Here is a 14,140-nt window from a genome sequence, read left to right on the forward strand (position 1 = left end):
TCGGCGAGTACCGCGAGAACCGGAAGGGCCTGATGGCGCCGCCCCGCCGCCCCGCCGCCCCGCCGCCCCGCCGCCCTGCCGCCGTGGCGGTGGGGCGCACGTGCGCACCCCCTGTCGCGCCAAGATCGCGCTCGATCCTGGAACGAGTGGTCATCCGGCACCCGGGTGACCACCCGATCCTGGATCGAGCACGATCTTGACGGCGTCGGGCGCGGTGACCCGTACGCCGACAGCGTTGGGCGGTCGGCTGATCGGTTGAGCGGATGCCGGCCACGGGTATCGATTGCGGTGGCGCTTGGGCCGGTGGGATCGGATGGCCCGACGGCAACAAAACGCAGCAATCCCGGCAATCCTTAAGTTTTTCTTAGCGGCGCTGCTCAGTGCGCCGAAAGGCGGGGGTGGCGGGCATGATCGCGGACCGCTAACGTCCCGGCCCATACCCCTTCGGTGCTGGTCGCGGGCGCGGTGATGTCCGTGGCGGCGCGGCGGCGCCGGGTCGTCCTGGTGAACCCGGGCGACGAGAAGCCGACGGCCTGACAGTCGTCCTCCATCGACCCATGAGGGTCGTTCATATAACGCACGGCAGTGAGGGCGGGATGGGTGACCATCCCGCCCGCACTGTGCGTCGGGCCGTACGCGCCGGCCGGGCGGGGCGGCACCCGTACGTCCGACCAGGTCGGACGTACGGACAAAACATGATCGTCGTGCTGGCGCGGCACGTCGACCCTTCGATACCGTCCGCTCGGTTCCGCAACCACCAGTCTCCTTTCCTGACCCCCCGGGGGGACCGATGACCCTGTTCCACCGCTCGGCCCTGGCCCGCGCCGGTGCCGTGGCGCTCCTCGCGGCGGGCGGCCTGGCCGTCGCCGCCGTTCCCGCACAAGCCGCCGACCAGGTGGACCTGGCGCTGACTCCGGTCAGCTACCACGTGGCCAAGGGCGTGAAGGCGGCCAAGGCCAAGCCGTTCAAGTTCACCGTCCGGAACCTCACCGACGCGGTCGACGCGAAGGCCGTCACGGTCACCGTGGACACCAGCCGCCTCAAGGCCAAGCGGGTCGGCTACGTCGTCCCGGACGGCTGCGAGACGACCGGCGCGACGTTCACCTGCCTGCTCGGTGACCTGCGCGGCGGCACCAGCGAGGACTTCGGCATCCCGCTGTTCAGCACCGGCGGCAGGGGCGACGGCGGCGTGCTGCTGGTGTCGGTCAGCTCGGCCGGCGGCGATTTGAACCCCAAGAACAACGAAGACGTCGAAGTGCCGATCACCGTGACGAAGCCCGGCTACGACCTGACCGCCTGGGTGCAGGACGTCCAGGCCAACGTCGTGGTCAACGGCGCGGTGGCCGACGAGCCGGACCTGCGGCCGGTGCGCCGGGGCGAGACGGTCCCGCTGGACTGGGCGGCCTACAACGACGGCAGCCGGCCGGCGACCGGCATCTCCTACGGCATCACCCTCCCGGTGGGCGTGAGCTTCGCGACGCTGCCGGAGGGCTGCGTCGAACAGGTGTACCTCGGCAAGCAGCAGGCGTTCTGCGAGGACTCCGGCGTGACCATCCGCCGGGGGCAGTACTACACCGCCGGAATCACGGTGAAGGTCGGCGACGACGTCACCGCGCCGGTGCTCAAGGAGGGCGACCTCTTCGCGTACGGGCTGGACGCCGCCGAGGGCGAGCCGGAGGCGGAGCCGCGGGTCGCCGGACCGGCGCAGCGGAAGTCGTTCGACGAGGTCGACATCGTGGACAACCACACGACCTTCGAGGCGTTCGTCGACCTCTCGGCGCAGCCGACCCCGCACCCGACCGCCACGCCGGCCCCGACCGGGGAGCCGACGCCGGCCCCGTCCGGAGAGCCGACGGCGACCCCGACCCCGGGCGGCGGCGGTGGCGGCGGTGACGACGGCGGGCTGCCGGTGACCGGCGTGCAGGCCGGGCTGATCGGCGGCATCGGCGCGGCCGTGCTGCTGGCCGGCGGCGCGCTGCTGCTGCTCTCCCGGCGACGCCGTGTGGTTCTGGTCACCCCCGCCGACGAGAAGTCGACCAACTGACGACGGACCGGCGACCGGACAGGGGCGGGATGGGCGACCATCCCGCCCCTGTGACGTATCCGGCCGGCGGTCGACCCAGCGGCGGCCTGCCGGAGCCCGGCTGGCACAGTGGAGGGGTGAGCATCCCGCAGGGCCGGCGCGCCAGCCTGGACAAGCAGCCGCACGAGGTCGCCGCGATGTTCGACGGCGTGGCGGCCCGCTACGACCTGACCAACACCGTCCTCTCCTTCGGGCAGGACCGGTTCTGGCGGCGGGCCACCCGGGCCGCGCTCGACCTGCGGCCGGGTGACCGGGTGCTCGACGTGGGCGCCGGCACCGGTGTCTCCACGGAGGAGCTGGCCCAGTCGGGGGCGTACGCGGTGGGCGCCGACCTGTCCCTCGGCATGCTGCGCGTCGGCAAGCGCACCCGTCCCGGGGTGCCGCTGCTGGCCGGGGACGCGCTGCGGCTGCCCTTCGCCGACGCCACCTTCGACGCGGTGACCATCTCCTTCGCGCTGCGCAACGTGAGCGACACCGACGCCGCCCTGGGTGAGCTGGCCCGGGTCACCAGGCCCGGCGGCCGGCTGGTGGTGTGCGAGTTCAGCACCCCGGTGAACCCGGCGTTCCGCACCGTCTACCTGTCGTACCTGATGCGCTCGCTGCCCACGGTGGCGCGGGCCGTGTCCAGCAACCCCGACGCGTACGTGTACCTGGCCGAGTCGATCCGGGCCTGGCCCGACCAGCCCGGGCTGGCCGCGCGGATCGGCGCGGCGGGCTGGGAGCGGGTGGCCTGGCGCAACCTGAGCGGCGGGATCGCCGCGCTGCACCGCGCCGTCCGAGTCTGATCTCCCGGCCCCGTACGCGGTGCCGATGGCGCCGTGCGTCTCGACGTTTGACGGATTTTCGTAAATATCCGGTTTTGCTCCACTTCGTTCCGTAGGCTCGCCCCCATGACGGGACCAGACCAGGCGGCCGGCGTGGCGGCCACCGACGACGACGCGGCCGAACTCGTCGCGCAGCTCAAGGAGCTGGCCGGCGCGGATCCCGCCGACGTCCGTCAGGTGGTGGCCGAGGTGCTGGCCGCGCTGGACCGTGCCGCCGGCGGCGCGCTGCGCGAGCACCTGCCGGAGACGATCCGGCACGACGCGGGCCTGGGCGCGGCCTAGCGCCGTCCGGCACTGATACCCGGCCCCCGACCTCGGCCGCTGCGTTTCCGGCAAGTTAGGTACCCCTGATCAGGGGCCGGTATGGCTTCGGTCATAGACTCCCTCCGTCTGGCTTGTGAAGCATTTCACGAGCGTGCGGGAGGGAGTCGCGGATGGCCGCGGTGGAGCATGACGCCGACGTGATCGTCGTGGGCGCCGGCCCCGGTGGGTCGGCTACCGCATACCACCTCGCCCGGCACGGTGTGCGGGTGCTGCTGCTGGAGAAGACGGAGTTCCCCCGGGAGAAGGTCTGTGGCGACGGGCTGACCCCGCGCGCCGTACGGCAGCTGATCCGGATGGGCGTGGACACCTCGCCCGAGGCGGGCTGGCTGCACAACCGGGGCCTGCGGGTGATCGGCGGCGGGGTCCGGCTGGAGCTGGACTGGCCCGACCTGGCGAGCTTCCCCAACTACGGCCTGGTCCGCACCCGGCTCGACTTCGACGACCTGCTCGCCCGGCGCGCCGTAGAGGCCGGCGCCGAGCTGCGTACCGGCGTGAACGTCACCGGCCCGGTGCTGGGCCCGGACGGCCGGGTGACCGGCGTCGAGGCGGAGGTCGGCCCGGGCAGGGAGCCCGCCACCTTCCACGCGCCCCTGGTCGTCGCGGCCGACGGGGTCTCCGGCCGGTTCCCGCTGGCCCTCGGGCTGGCCAAGCGCGAGGACCGGCCGATCGGCGTGGCCGTCCGGCGCTACTACCGCTCGCCGGCCAAGCACGACGACAACTACCTGGAGTCCTGGCTGGAGCTGCGCAGCAAGGACAGCGGCGACAACCTGCTGCCCGGGTACGGCTGGATCTTCGGGCTGGGCGACGGCCGGGTCAACGTCGGCCTCGGCGTGCTCAACTCCTCGTCGGCCTTCGGCAAGACCAACTACCGGCGGCTGCTCACCGACTGGCTGGCCAACACCCCGGCCGACTGGGGCATGACCGACGAGGCGAACGCGGAGGGGCCGATCCTCGGCGCCGCGCTCCCCATGGGCTTCAACCGGGTGCCGCACTACACCCGGGGCGTGCTGCTGGTCGGCGACTCCGGCGGCATGGTCAACCCGTTCAACGGCGAGGGCATCGCGTACGCGATGGAGTCCGGCGAGCTGGCCGCGGAGGTCGTCGTGCAGGCGCTTGCGCGGCCGGCCGGCGCGGACCGGGAGCGGGCCCTGACGGCCTACTCGACGGAGCTGAAGGCGCGCTTCGGCGGCTACTACCGGCTCGGCGGCATCTTCGTGAAGCTCATCGGCCGTCCCGAGATCATGCGGATGGCCACGAAGCACGGCATGCCGCACCCGATGCTGATGCGCTTCGTGCTCAAGCTGCTGGCCAACCTGACCGACCCCCGGGACGGGGACGCGATGGACCGCGTCATCAACGCGATGACGAGGGTCGCGCCAGCGGTGTGACGGCCACGGTGTGGGCCGGATCGACCCCCGCCGACAGCCGCCACGAGGGACGTGAATAGTGTGATTTTTGTTAAGGACCAGGACCAGGGGCAGGGAAGGACGAGCAGGAGAAAACGATGACGCTCTCGCCTTACGCACCGATCATCGGGCTGTTCGCCCTCGCCGCGGCGTTCGCGCTGTTCTCCGTCGGCGCCGCCCGCTTCGCCGGTCCCCGGCGCTACAACAAGGCCAAGCTCGAGGCGTACGAGTGCGGCATCGAGCCCAGCCCGCAGCCGGTCGGCGGCGGCCGGTTCCCGATCAAGTTCTACCTGACGGCGATGCTCTTCATCGTCTTCGACATCGAGATCATCTTCCTCTACCCCTGGGCGGTCTCGTTCGACGCCCTGCCGATCTTCGGCTTCGTGGAGATGGTCCTGTTCATCGTCGCGGTCTTCGTCGCGTACGCCTACGTGTGGCGTCGCGGCGGCCTGGACTGGGACTGAGGGAGGAACCTCAGATGGGTATCGAGGAGAAGCTTCCCGCCGGTGTCCTGCTCACCTCGGTGGAGAAGCTGGTCAACTGGTCGCGGAAGTCGTCGGTCTGGGGCGCCACCTTCGGCCTGGCGTGCTGCGCGATCGAGATGATGGCCGCCGGTGGTCCGCACTACGACATGGGCCGCTGGGGCATGGAGGTCTTCCGGGCCTCGCCCCGGCAGGCCGACCTGATGATCGTGGCCGGCCGGGTGAGCCAGAAGATGGCTCCCGTGCTGCGCCAGATCTACGACCAGATGGCGGAGCCCCGCTGGGTCATCTCGATGGGCGTCTGCGCCAGCAGCGGCGGCATGTTCAACAACTACGCCATCGTCCAGGGCGTCGACCACATCGTCCCGGTCGACATGTACCTGCCCGGCTGCCCGCCCCGGCCCGAGATGCTCATCGACGCGGTCCTCAAGCTGCGCGAGAAGATCGGGCACGAGCCGCTCGGCCCGAACGGCCGCAAGATGCTCGAGGCGCGCAAGGCCCGCGGTGACGTCCCGGTCGTCCCGTACGGCTCGATGCCGTCGTCGTACCGCAGCGACAAGGCCCGGCGGGCCGAGTGGACCAAGGCGGTCCGCGAGGGCCGCGAGGAGCAGCTGCGGATCGAGAACTGGATGAAGGCCCAGAACCACCTGCACGGGAGTGTGAAATGACCGCGCCTAACGACGGTGGTGTGCCGGTGCCGGTGACGCCGGCGGGCGCCACCAGCGGCGCCCCGGCCGAGTTCCCGCCGGCCAGCCCGGCGGGCCGCGGCATGTTCGGCAACCAGGGCACCGGAGACGTGTCCGGCTTCGGCGGCCTCGTCCGCCAGCGCCGGACCATCGAGGACGCCCCCCGGCCGTACGGCGGCTACTTCGACGAGGTCCGCGACGCGCTGGAGGAGGCGTACCCGGACTTCGCCGACGCCATCGAGAAGGTCGTGGTCGACCGTGGCGAGCTGACCCTGCACGTCCGCCCCGAGCGGATCGCCGAGGTCTGCCAGGTGATGCGGGACGACCTGGCGCTGCGCTTCGAGCTCTGCTCCTCGGTGTCCGGTGTCGACTACCTCGGCGCCGACGCCCGCCGGCTGCACGTCGTCTACCAGCTCACCTCGATGACCTACCGCCGGATGGTGCGGCTGGAGGCCGCGGTCTCCGTCGAGGACCCGCACCTGCCCAGCGTCACGTCGGTCTACCCGACGGCGGACTGGCAGGAGCGCGAGGCGTACGACATGTTCGGCATCGTCTTCGACGGCCACCCCAACCTGACCCGGATCCTCATGCCGGACGACTGGGAGGGGCACCCGCAGCGCAAGGACTACCCGCTCGGCGGCGTGCCCGTCGAGTACAAGGGCGCGGAAATCCCACCGCCGGACCAGCGGAGGTCGTACCAGTGACCACGTCGAACTACGCCACCGAGCGCGACACCGCCGAGGGCAAGGTCTTCACCGTCACCGGTGGCGACTGGGACAGCGTCGTCTCGGGCACCGACCCGATCAACGACGAGCGGATCGTCGTCAACATGGGTCCGCAGCACCCGTCGACGCACGGCGTGCTCCGGCTGATCCTGGAGCTGGAGGGCGAGACGGTCCGCGAGGCCCGCTCGGTCGTCGGCTACCTGCACACCGGCATCGAGAAGAACCTCGAATACCGCAACTGGGTCCAGGGCAGCACCTTCGTGACCCGGATGGACTACCTCTCCCCGATCTTCAACGAGACGGGGTACGCGCTGGCGGTGGAGAAGCTGCTCGGGATCACCGACCAGATCACCGAGCGGGCGAACACCATCCGGGTGCTCATGATGGAGCTGAACCGGATCTCCTCGCACCTGGTCTGGGTGGCCACCACGGCCATGGAGCTGGGCGCGATCAACATGATGCTCTACGGCTTCCGCGAGCGTGAGTACATCCTGGAGATCTTCGAGATCATCACCGGCCTGCGGATGAACCACGCGTACGTCCGGCCGGGCGGCGTCGCCCAGGACGTGCCGGACGAGGCGATCGTGAAGATCCGCGAGTTCCTGAAGCTGCTGCCGAAGCGGCTCAAGGAATACGAGAACATGCTCTCCGGGCAGCCGATCTGGCTCGAGCGGACGAAGAACGTCGCGGTGCTCGACGTGACCGGCTGCCTCGCGCTCGGCGTGACCGGCCCGGTGCTGCGCTCCGCCGGCCTCGCCTGGGACCTGCGCAAGACCATGCCGTACTGCGGCTACGAGACGTACGAGTTCGACGTGCCGACGCACACCGACGGCGACGTGTGGGGCCGCTACCTGGTCCGGCTGGCCGAGATCCGGGAGTCGCTCAAGCTCGTCGAGCAGGCGTTGGACCGGCTCAAGCCGGGGCCGGTGATGGTGGCCGACAAGAAGATCGCCTGGCCGGCGCAGCTCGCCATCGGCGTCGACGGCATGGGCAACTCCCTGGAGCACGTCGCGAAGATCATGGGTCAGTCGATGGAGTCGCTGATCCACCACTTCAAGCTCGTCACCGAGGGCTTCCGGGTGCCGCCGGGCCAGGTCTACGTCGGGATCGAGTCGCCCCGCGGTGAGCTGGGCGTGCACGCCGTCTCCGACGGGGGTACCCGGCCGTACCGGGTGCACTACCGGGAGCCGAGTTTCGTCAACCTCCAGGCACTCCCGGCGATGGCCGAGGGCGGCCTGATCGCCGACGTGATCGCCGGCGGCGCCTCGCTGGACCCCGTGATGGGCGGTTGTGACCGATGAGTGTTTTCACTGACGAGACCAGGGAGCGGGCGCGGGAGATCATCGCCCGCTATCCGGCCGACCGGTCCCGGTCGGCGCTGCTGCCGCTGCTGCACCTGGTGCAGGCCGAGGAGGGCTACGTCTCGCCGGCCGGTGTGGCGTTCTGCGCCGAGGTGCTGGGCCTGAACAAGGCCCAGGTCGGGGCGGTCGCCACCTTCTACACCATGTACAAGCGCCGGCCGACCGGCGACTACCTGGTGAGCGTCTGCACCAACACGATGTGCAACGTGCTCGGTGGCCAGGAGGTCTACGACACCCTCGCCGAGCACCTCGGCGTCGGGCACGACGAGACCACCGCCGACGGGAAGATCACCCTGGAGCACGCCGAGTGCCTGGCGGCCTGCGACTACGGCCCGGTGATGACCGTCAACTACGACTTCTTCGACGGCGTCGACCCGCAGGGCGCGGTCGGGGTGGTCGACGAGCTGCGCGCCGGTGGCCGGCCGATGCCGACCCGGGGCGCCCGGCTCTGCACCCTCAAGGAGATGGCGGTGCAGCTCGCCGGCTTCGCCGACGAGCGGGAGGGCGCGGTCGCCGACGGCGGGCCGGGGGAGCCCACCCTGCGCGGGCTGCGGCTGGCGCAGGAGCACGGCATCTCGGTGCCGGGCTTCGACCCGAACACCCCGATCCGGAGCAAGGCCGAGGCCGACAAGGCCGCCGCCGAGGCGAAGGCCAGGAGCGAGGCCGCGAAGCCGGCCCCGGAGCCGGCCAAGGCCGCCCCGGCCGGCACCCGACCCGTCCTGGGCACGGCCGGCAACTCGGGCGCCGGTGAGCCGGCACCCGCCGCCGAGGCGGCCGGCAGCACCACCCGCGACGTCAAGGCGCCGGACGCCAAGTCACCCGAGGTGCGTGCCGCCGAGACCCGGCAGCCCGACGCGGCGACCGCCGTGCCGGACGCCCCGGGCACCAAGATTCCGGCGGACACCACGCCGCCGGCTCCCCGCGACGCGCGGGAGGCGGAGGCCGCCGGGGCGGCGGCCAACGCGCCGGCCGGCGACGGCAAGCCCGCCGGCGACGAGGCCGGCGCGCAGGAGCGCAACCTCAAGGAAGCCGAGGCGGGGGCGGGCGCCGGTGGCGCGGGCTCCGCCGCCGCGAGCGAGACGGGAGTCCAGAAGTGACCGCTCCCCGGCCGGAGACCCTGGCCAAGCTGACGCCGGTGCTCACCAAGCGCTGGCTGTCGCCGGACGCCTGGCGGATCGGCACCTACGAGAAGCTCGACGGCTACGCGGCCCTGCGCAAGGCGCTCAAGGCCCACCCGGACGACCTGATCCAGCTCATCAAGGACTCCGGCCTGCGCGGTCGCGGCGGCGCCGGCTTCCCGACCGGCCTCAAGTGGGGATTCATCCCGCAGGGCGACGGCAAGCCGCACTACCTCGTGGTCAACGCCGACGAGGGGGAGCCGGGCACCTGCAAGGACCTCCCGCTGATGACGCACGACCCGCACGCGCTCGTCGAGGGCGTGATCATCGCGTCGTACGCGATCCGGGCCAACCGCGCCTACATCTACATCCGGGGCGAGGCGGTGCACGCCGCGCGCCGGCTGCGCAACGCCGTGCGGGAGGCGCAGGCCAAGGGCTACCTCGGCCGGAACATCCTCGGTTCCGGGTTCGACCTGGAGCTGGTGGTGCACTCGGGCGCCGGGGCGTACATCTGCGGCGAGGAGACGGCGCTGCTGGACTCGCTGGAGGGCTTCCGGGGCCAGCCCCGGCTGCGCCCGCCGTTCCCGGCGACCCACGGCCTGTACGCGAGCCCGACGGTGGTCAACAACGTCGGCACCATCGCCAGCGTGCCGTACATCGTGCTGGGCGGCGCGGACTGGTGGAAGACCATGGGCACGGAGAAGTCGTCCGGCCCGATGATCTACTCGCTCTCCGGTCGGATCGCCAACCCCGGCCAGTTCGAGTGTTCGATGGGTGTCACCCTGCGGGAGCTGATCGAGCTGGCCGGCGGCATGCAGCCCGGCCACAACCTGAGGTTCTGGACGCCGGGTGGCTCGTCGACGCCGCTGCTCGCCGCCGAGCACCTGGACGTGCCGCTGGACTTCGAGGGGGTGGCGGCGGCCGGTTCGATCCTCGGCACCACGGCCACCCAGATCTTCTCCGACCAGGACTGCCCGGTCTACGCGACCTACCGGTGGCTGGAGTTCTACCACCACGAGTCGTGCGGCAAGTGCACCCCGTGCCGCGAGGGCAACTACTGGATGGTTCGGGTCTACCGGCGGATCCTCGCCGGCCAGGGCACCCATGAGGACCTCGACACCCTGCTGGACACCTGCGACAACATCCTCGGCCGCTCGTTCTGCGGTCTCGGTGACGGCGCGACCAGCTCGGTGACCTCCTCGCTGAAGTACTTCAAGCAGGACTACCTCGACTACATCGAGGGACGTACCGCGCCGAAGCTGTCGGACAAGCAGCTGGTGGGAGCCCACTAATGACCGACGTCGCGAAGCAGACCGAGACCGTCACGCTCACCATCGACGGCGTCGAGGTCACCGCCCCCAAGGGGGCGCTCCTGATCCGGGTCGCCGAGCAGTTGGGCACCGAGATCCCCCGGTTCTGCGACCACCCGCTGCTGGCCCCGGCCGGCGCGTGCCGGCAGTGCCTGGTCGAGGTGGAGGGGCAGCGCAAGCCGGTCGCCTCCTGCACCCAGACCGTCGCCGACGGCATGGTGGTACGCACCCAGCTCACCTCCCCGGTCGCCAAGAAGGCGCAGGAGGGGGTCATGGAGCTGCTGCTGGTCAACCACCCGCTCGACTGCCCGATGTGCGACAAGGGCGGCGAGTGTCCGCTGCAGAACCAGGCGATGTCGACCGGCCGCGCCGACTCGCGGTTCCACGAGCACAAGCGGGAGTACCCGAAGCCGCTGCCGATCAGCACCCAGGTGCTGCTCGACCGCGAGCGTTGCGTGCTCTGCCAGCGCTGCACCCGGTTCTCCGAGGAGATCGCCGGCGACAAGTTCATCGACCTGATGGGCCGGTCGTCCGCCGAGGAGATCAACATCTACCGGGACGAGGATTACGGCGCCGGCTGCGCTGGCCACGCCGACTCGGCCTCCGCCGGCGCTCCGGCCGAGTCCGGCGATGTCCCCTTCAACTCGTACTTCTCCGGGAACACGGTGCAGATCTGCCCGGTCGGCGCGCTGACGGGCAGCCAGTACCGCTTCCGTGCCCGCCCGTTCGACCTGGTCTCCACCCCGAGCGTCTGCGAGCACTGCTCCGCCGGCTGCGCCCAGCGCACCGACTGGCGGCGGGGCAAGGTGCTGCGCCGGCTGGCCGGCGACGACCCGGCGGTCAACGAGGAGTGGAACTGCGACAAGGGGCGGTGGGGCTTCCAGTACGCCCGCGCCTTCGACCGGCTCACCACCCCGCTGGTCCGCGACGCGAAGACCGGCGAGCTGCGTGAGGCGCCGTGGAGCGAGGCGCTGGCCGTCGCCGCCGAGGGCCTGCGCGCGGCGCGGGACGGCGGTCGGGGCACGGCGGTGCTGACCGGCGGCCGGCTGACCGTCGAGGACGCCTACGCGTACGCGAAGTTCGCCCGGGTCGCGCTGAACACCAACGACATCGACTTCCGGGCCCGGCCGGTCTCCCGCGAGGAGACCGACTTCCTGGCCAGCTCGGTCGCCGGGGTCACCGACGTCACCTACGCCGACGTCGAGAAGGCGCCGGCGGTGGTGCTGGTCGGGCTGGAGCCGGAGGAGGAGTGCCCGATCCTCTTCCTGCGGCTGCGCAAGGCGTACCTGAAGAAGAAGCTGACGGTGTACGCGATCGCGCCGTTCGCCAGCCGGGGCCTGGAGAAGCTCGGCGCCAAGCTGGCCCGGGTGGTCCCGGGCGAGGAGGCGACCGTGCTCGCCGAGCACGACACGGTCGCCGAGGCGCTCAGCGCCGAGGGCGCGATCCTGATCGTCGGCGAGCGGCTGGCCAGCGTGCCGGGCGGCCTCTCCGCGGCGGCCGCCGTGGCCCGGCGTACCGGCGCGAAGCTGGCCTGGGTGCCGCGGCGTGCGGGTGACCGTGGCGCGGTCGACGCGGGCTGCCTGCCCAACCTGCTGCCCGGCGGCCGGCTCGTCAACGAGCCGGCAGCCCGGGCCGAGCTGGGCGAGGCGTGGGACATCGCGGCGGGAGTGATCCCGAGCCAGGCCGGCCGGGACACCGACGCCATCCTGGCCGCCGCTGCCAACGGTCAGCTCGGCGCGCTGGTGGTGGCCGGGGTCGACCCGGCCGACCTGGCCGACCCGCGGCTGGCCGAGACCGCCCTGGACGAGGTGCCGTTCCTGGTCAGCCTGGAGCTGCGGATGAGCGCGGTGGCCCGGCGGGCCGACGTGGTCTTCCCCGTCGCCCCGGTGGCCGAGAAGGCCGGCAGCTTCCTGGACTGGGAGGGCCGGCTGCGCACCTTCGAGGCGGTGCTGCACACGGCCGCGATGACCGACGGCCGGGTGCTGGACGCGCTCGCCGCGCAGCTCGACGTGCAGCTCGGCACCGGTGACGTGCTCAGCGTCCGCCGGGAGCTGGGCGCGCTGCCGCGGACCCGCACCGACCGCCCCGCCGCCCCGTCGGTGGAGCCGGTCGAGGTGCGGCAGCCGGGCGCCGGCGAGGCGGTGCTCGCCACCTGGCACCAGCTGATCGACCTGGGCAGCCTCACCGACGGCGACGAGTACCTCGTCGGCACCGCCCGCCCGCCGGTGGTCCGGCTGGGCAAGGGCACCGCGGAGGCCATCGGTGTCGCCGACGGCGAGCCGGTGACGGTGGGCACCGACCGCGGGGCGCTGACCCTGCCGGCGGAGCTCACCGAGATGCCGGACGGCGTCGTCTGGCTGCCGACCAACTCGCCCGGCTCGACCGTACGGCGCAGCCTCGGCGCGACGTCCGGCGCGGTCGTGCGGATCTCCGCGAACGCGGTCGGGAACGGAAGGAGCGTCCAGTGAACGCGGTCCACCTGGCCCAGGATCCGACGCTGGCCGACTTCGGCCGGGATCCCTGGTGGCTGGTCCTCATCAAGATTGTCTTCGCCTTCGCCTTCGGCCTGGTCGCCACGCTGCTCGGCGTCTGGTTCGAGCGGCGGGTCGTGGGCCGGATGGCGGTGCGGCCCGGCCCCAACCAGGTCGGCCCGTTCGGTCTGCTGCAGACCCTCGCCGACGGCCTGAAGATGGCCTTCAAAGAGGACATCCTGCCGAAGGCGGCCGACAAGGTCGTCTACTTCTTCGCGCCGACCATCTCGGTGATCTGCGCGGTCACCGCGCTGTCGGTGGTGCCCTTCGGGCCGATGGTGAGCATCTTCGGCCACTGGACGCCGCTGCAGGTCACCGACGTGCCGGTGGCGGTGCTGGTGCTGCTGGCCTGCTCGTCGATGGGCATCTACGGCATCGTGCTCGGCGGTTGGGCCTCCGGCTCGACCTACCCGCTGCTCGGCGGCCTGCGCTCCAGCGCCCAGATGATCTCGTACGAGGTCGCCATGGGCCTCAGCATCGTGGCGGTGTTCATGACCGCCGGCACGATGTCCACCAGCGGGATCGTCGCCGCGCAGGGGGACGGCACCCAGCTGAGCATCGCCGGCGTCGAGGTACCGGCCCCCGGCTGGTACGCGATCCTGCTCCTGCCGAGCTTCATCATCTTCTTCATCTCCACCGTCGGCGAGACCAACCGCGCGCCGTTCGACCTGCCCGAGGCGGAGTCCGAGCTGGTCGCGGGTTACATGACCGAGTACAGCTCGCTCAAGTTCGCGCTCTACATGCTCAGCGAGTACGTCGCGATGGTCACCATGTCGGCGGTCACCACGACGCTCTTCCTGGGCGGCTGGCGGGCCCCGGCACCGATCACCACCTTCTGGGCCGGCGCCAACTCCGGCTGGTGGCCGATGCTGTGGTTCTTCGCCAAGGTCGTGCTGCTGGTCTTCGTCTTCGTCTGGCTGCGGGGCACGCTGCCCCGGCTGCGCTACGACCAGTTCATGCGCTTCGGCTGGAAGGTGCTGCTCCCGATCAACCTGGTCTGGATCCTGGTCCTGGCCGGCCTGCGCTCGATCGAGGACTGGGACTCGCGCAGCAAGCTGATCGCCGTCGGCGTCCCGGCCGGCCTCCTGCTGCTCGCCACGCTGCTGTGGCCGAGCCGGAAGCCGCAGCCGAAGCCGACGGTCCAGGAACAGGTCAACAACCGGCCGCACGGCAGCTTCCCGCTGCCCCCGCTGGACCTACAGGTACCACCGAGCCCGCGCACCAGGCGCGTGGTCGCCGAGCGGGAGCCGGCCAACATCGCCGCCGGCTCGGACTCCAGGGAGGTGTGAC

At 71.7% G+C, this 14,140-nt stretch carries 12 protein-coding genes; all 12 read left to right on the top strand.

The window, feature by feature from the left end; genetic code table 11:
- Positions 1 to 790 precede the first annotated feature (790 nt).
- The 12 genes from ABZ809_RS18675 (at position 791) to nuoH (ending at position 14,139) form a co-directional block, all read left to right on the top strand.
- Positions 791 to 2,044, top strand: a complete 1,254-nt coding sequence (locus ABZ809_RS18675) for a PT domain-containing protein (protein ID WP_357563765.1) — start codon at positions 791 to 793, stop codon at positions 2,042 to 2,044.
- A 116-nt stretch (positions 2,045 to 2,160) separates the two neighbouring features.
- Entirely contained in the window at positions 2,161 to 2,868 is a 708-nt protein-coding gene (locus ABZ809_RS18680) for a demethylmenaquinone methyltransferase (RefSeq protein WP_357563766.1), read from the top strand.
- Between the two features lie 105 nt (positions 2,869 to 2,973).
- Entirely contained in the window at positions 2,974 to 3,189 is a 216-nt protein-coding gene (locus tag ABZ809_RS18685; protein WP_357563767.1) for a hypothetical protein, read from the top strand.
- 152 nt (positions 3,190 to 3,341) lie between these two features.
- A complete protein-coding gene (locus ABZ809_RS18690; RefSeq protein WP_357563768.1) occupies positions 3,342 to 4,619 on the top strand; it encodes a geranylgeranyl reductase family protein in 1,278 nt (425 codons plus the stop codon).
- A 116-nt stretch (positions 4,620 to 4,735) separates the two neighbouring features.
- Positions 4,736 to 5,101 carry an NADH-quinone oxidoreductase subunit A gene (locus ABZ809_RS18695; RefSeq protein ID WP_357563769.1) on the top strand — a complete coding sequence of 122 codons (366 nt, stop codon included), beginning with the start codon at positions 4,736 to 4,738 and terminating at the stop codon, positions 5,099 to 5,101.
- 14 nt (positions 5,102 to 5,115) lie between these two features.
- Entirely contained in the window at positions 5,116 to 5,787 is a 672-nt protein-coding gene (locus ABZ809_RS18700; protein ID WP_357563770.1) for an NADH-quinone oxidoreductase subunit B family protein, read from the top strand.
- Positions 5,784 to 6,509 carry an NADH-quinone oxidoreductase subunit C gene (locus tag ABZ809_RS18705; RefSeq protein ID WP_357563771.1) on the top strand — a complete coding sequence of 242 codons (726 nt, stop codon included), beginning with the start codon at positions 5,784 to 5,786 and terminating at the stop codon, positions 6,507 to 6,509. Before ABZ809_RS18700 ends, ABZ809_RS18705 begins: the two co-directional genes overlap by 4 nt.
- Positions 6,506 to 7,831 (top strand): NADH-quinone oxidoreductase subunit D, encoded by a 1,326-nt coding sequence (locus ABZ809_RS18710; RefSeq protein ID WP_357563772.1) that lies wholly within the window; start codon positions 6,506 to 6,508, stop codon positions 7,829 to 7,831. The genes ABZ809_RS18705 and ABZ809_RS18710 overlap by 4 nt, the downstream gene beginning before the upstream one ends.
- Positions 7,828 to 8,988 (top strand): NADH-quinone oxidoreductase subunit NuoE, encoded by a 1,161-nt coding sequence (nuoE, locus tag ABZ809_RS18715; RefSeq protein ID WP_357563773.1) that lies wholly within the window; start codon positions 7,828 to 7,830, stop codon positions 8,986 to 8,988. The genes ABZ809_RS18710 and nuoE overlap by 4 nt, the downstream gene beginning before the upstream one ends.
- Complete coding sequence (gene nuoF / locus ABZ809_RS18720) at positions 8,985 to 10,301, top strand: NADH-quinone oxidoreductase subunit NuoF (protein ID WP_357563774.1); 1,317 nt, start codon at positions 8,985 to 8,987, stop codon at positions 10,299 to 10,301. The genes nuoE and nuoF overlap by 4 nt, the downstream gene beginning before the upstream one ends.
- Positions 10,301 to 12,787 (top strand): NADH-quinone oxidoreductase subunit G, encoded by a 2,487-nt coding sequence (locus ABZ809_RS18725; protein ID WP_357563775.1) that lies wholly within the window; start codon positions 10,301 to 10,303, stop codon positions 12,785 to 12,787. The genes nuoF and ABZ809_RS18725 overlap by 1 nt, the downstream gene beginning before the upstream one ends.
- Positions 12,784 to 14,139, top strand: coding sequence for an NADH-quinone oxidoreductase subunit NuoH (gene nuoH, locus ABZ809_RS18730; RefSeq protein WP_357563776.1), 1,356 nt, complete (start codon positions 12,784 to 12,786; stop codon positions 14,137 to 14,139). The genes ABZ809_RS18725 and nuoH overlap by 4 nt, the downstream gene beginning before the upstream one ends.
- Position 14,140: the final 1 nt, after the last annotated feature.

The sequence above is a fragment of the Micromonospora sp. NPDC047074 genome (assembly GCF_040643815.1).
GTDB lineage: Bacteria > Actinomycetota > Actinomycetes > Mycobacteriales > Micromonosporaceae > Micromonospora.

What these genes read in the sequence shown, in the direction of transcription:
- ABZ809_RS18675 (WP_357563765.1), top strand. Translation starts at nt 791, where the DNA reads ATGACCCTGTTCCACCGCTCGGCCCTGGCCCGCGCCGGTGCCGTGGCG.
- ABZ809_RS18685 (WP_357563767.1), top strand. Translation starts at nt 2,974, where the DNA reads ATGACGGGACCAGACCAGGCGGCCGGCGTGGCGGCCACCGACGACGAC.
- ABZ809_RS18690 (WP_357563768.1), top strand. Translation starts at nt 3,342, where the DNA reads ATGGCCGCGGTGGAGCATGACGCCGACGTGATCGTCGTGGGCGCCGGC.
- ABZ809_RS18695 (WP_357563769.1), top strand. Translation starts at nt 4,736, where the DNA reads ATGACGCTCTCGCCTTACGCACCGATCATCGGGCTGTTCGCCCTCGCC.
- ABZ809_RS18700 (WP_357563770.1), top strand. Translation starts at nt 5,116, where the DNA reads ATGGGTATCGAGGAGAAGCTTCCCGCCGGTGTCCTGCTCACCTCGGTG.
- ABZ809_RS18705 (WP_357563771.1), top strand. Translation starts at nt 5,784, where the DNA reads ATGACCGCGCCTAACGACGGTGGTGTGCCGGTGCCGGTGACGCCGGCG.
- nuoE (WP_357563773.1), top strand. Translation starts at nt 7,828, where the DNA reads ATGAGTGTTTTCACTGACGAGACCAGGGAGCGGGCGCGGGAGATCATC.
- ABZ809_RS18725 (WP_357563775.1), top strand. Translation starts at nt 10,301, where the DNA reads ATGACCGACGTCGCGAAGCAGACCGAGACCGTCACGCTCACCATCGAC.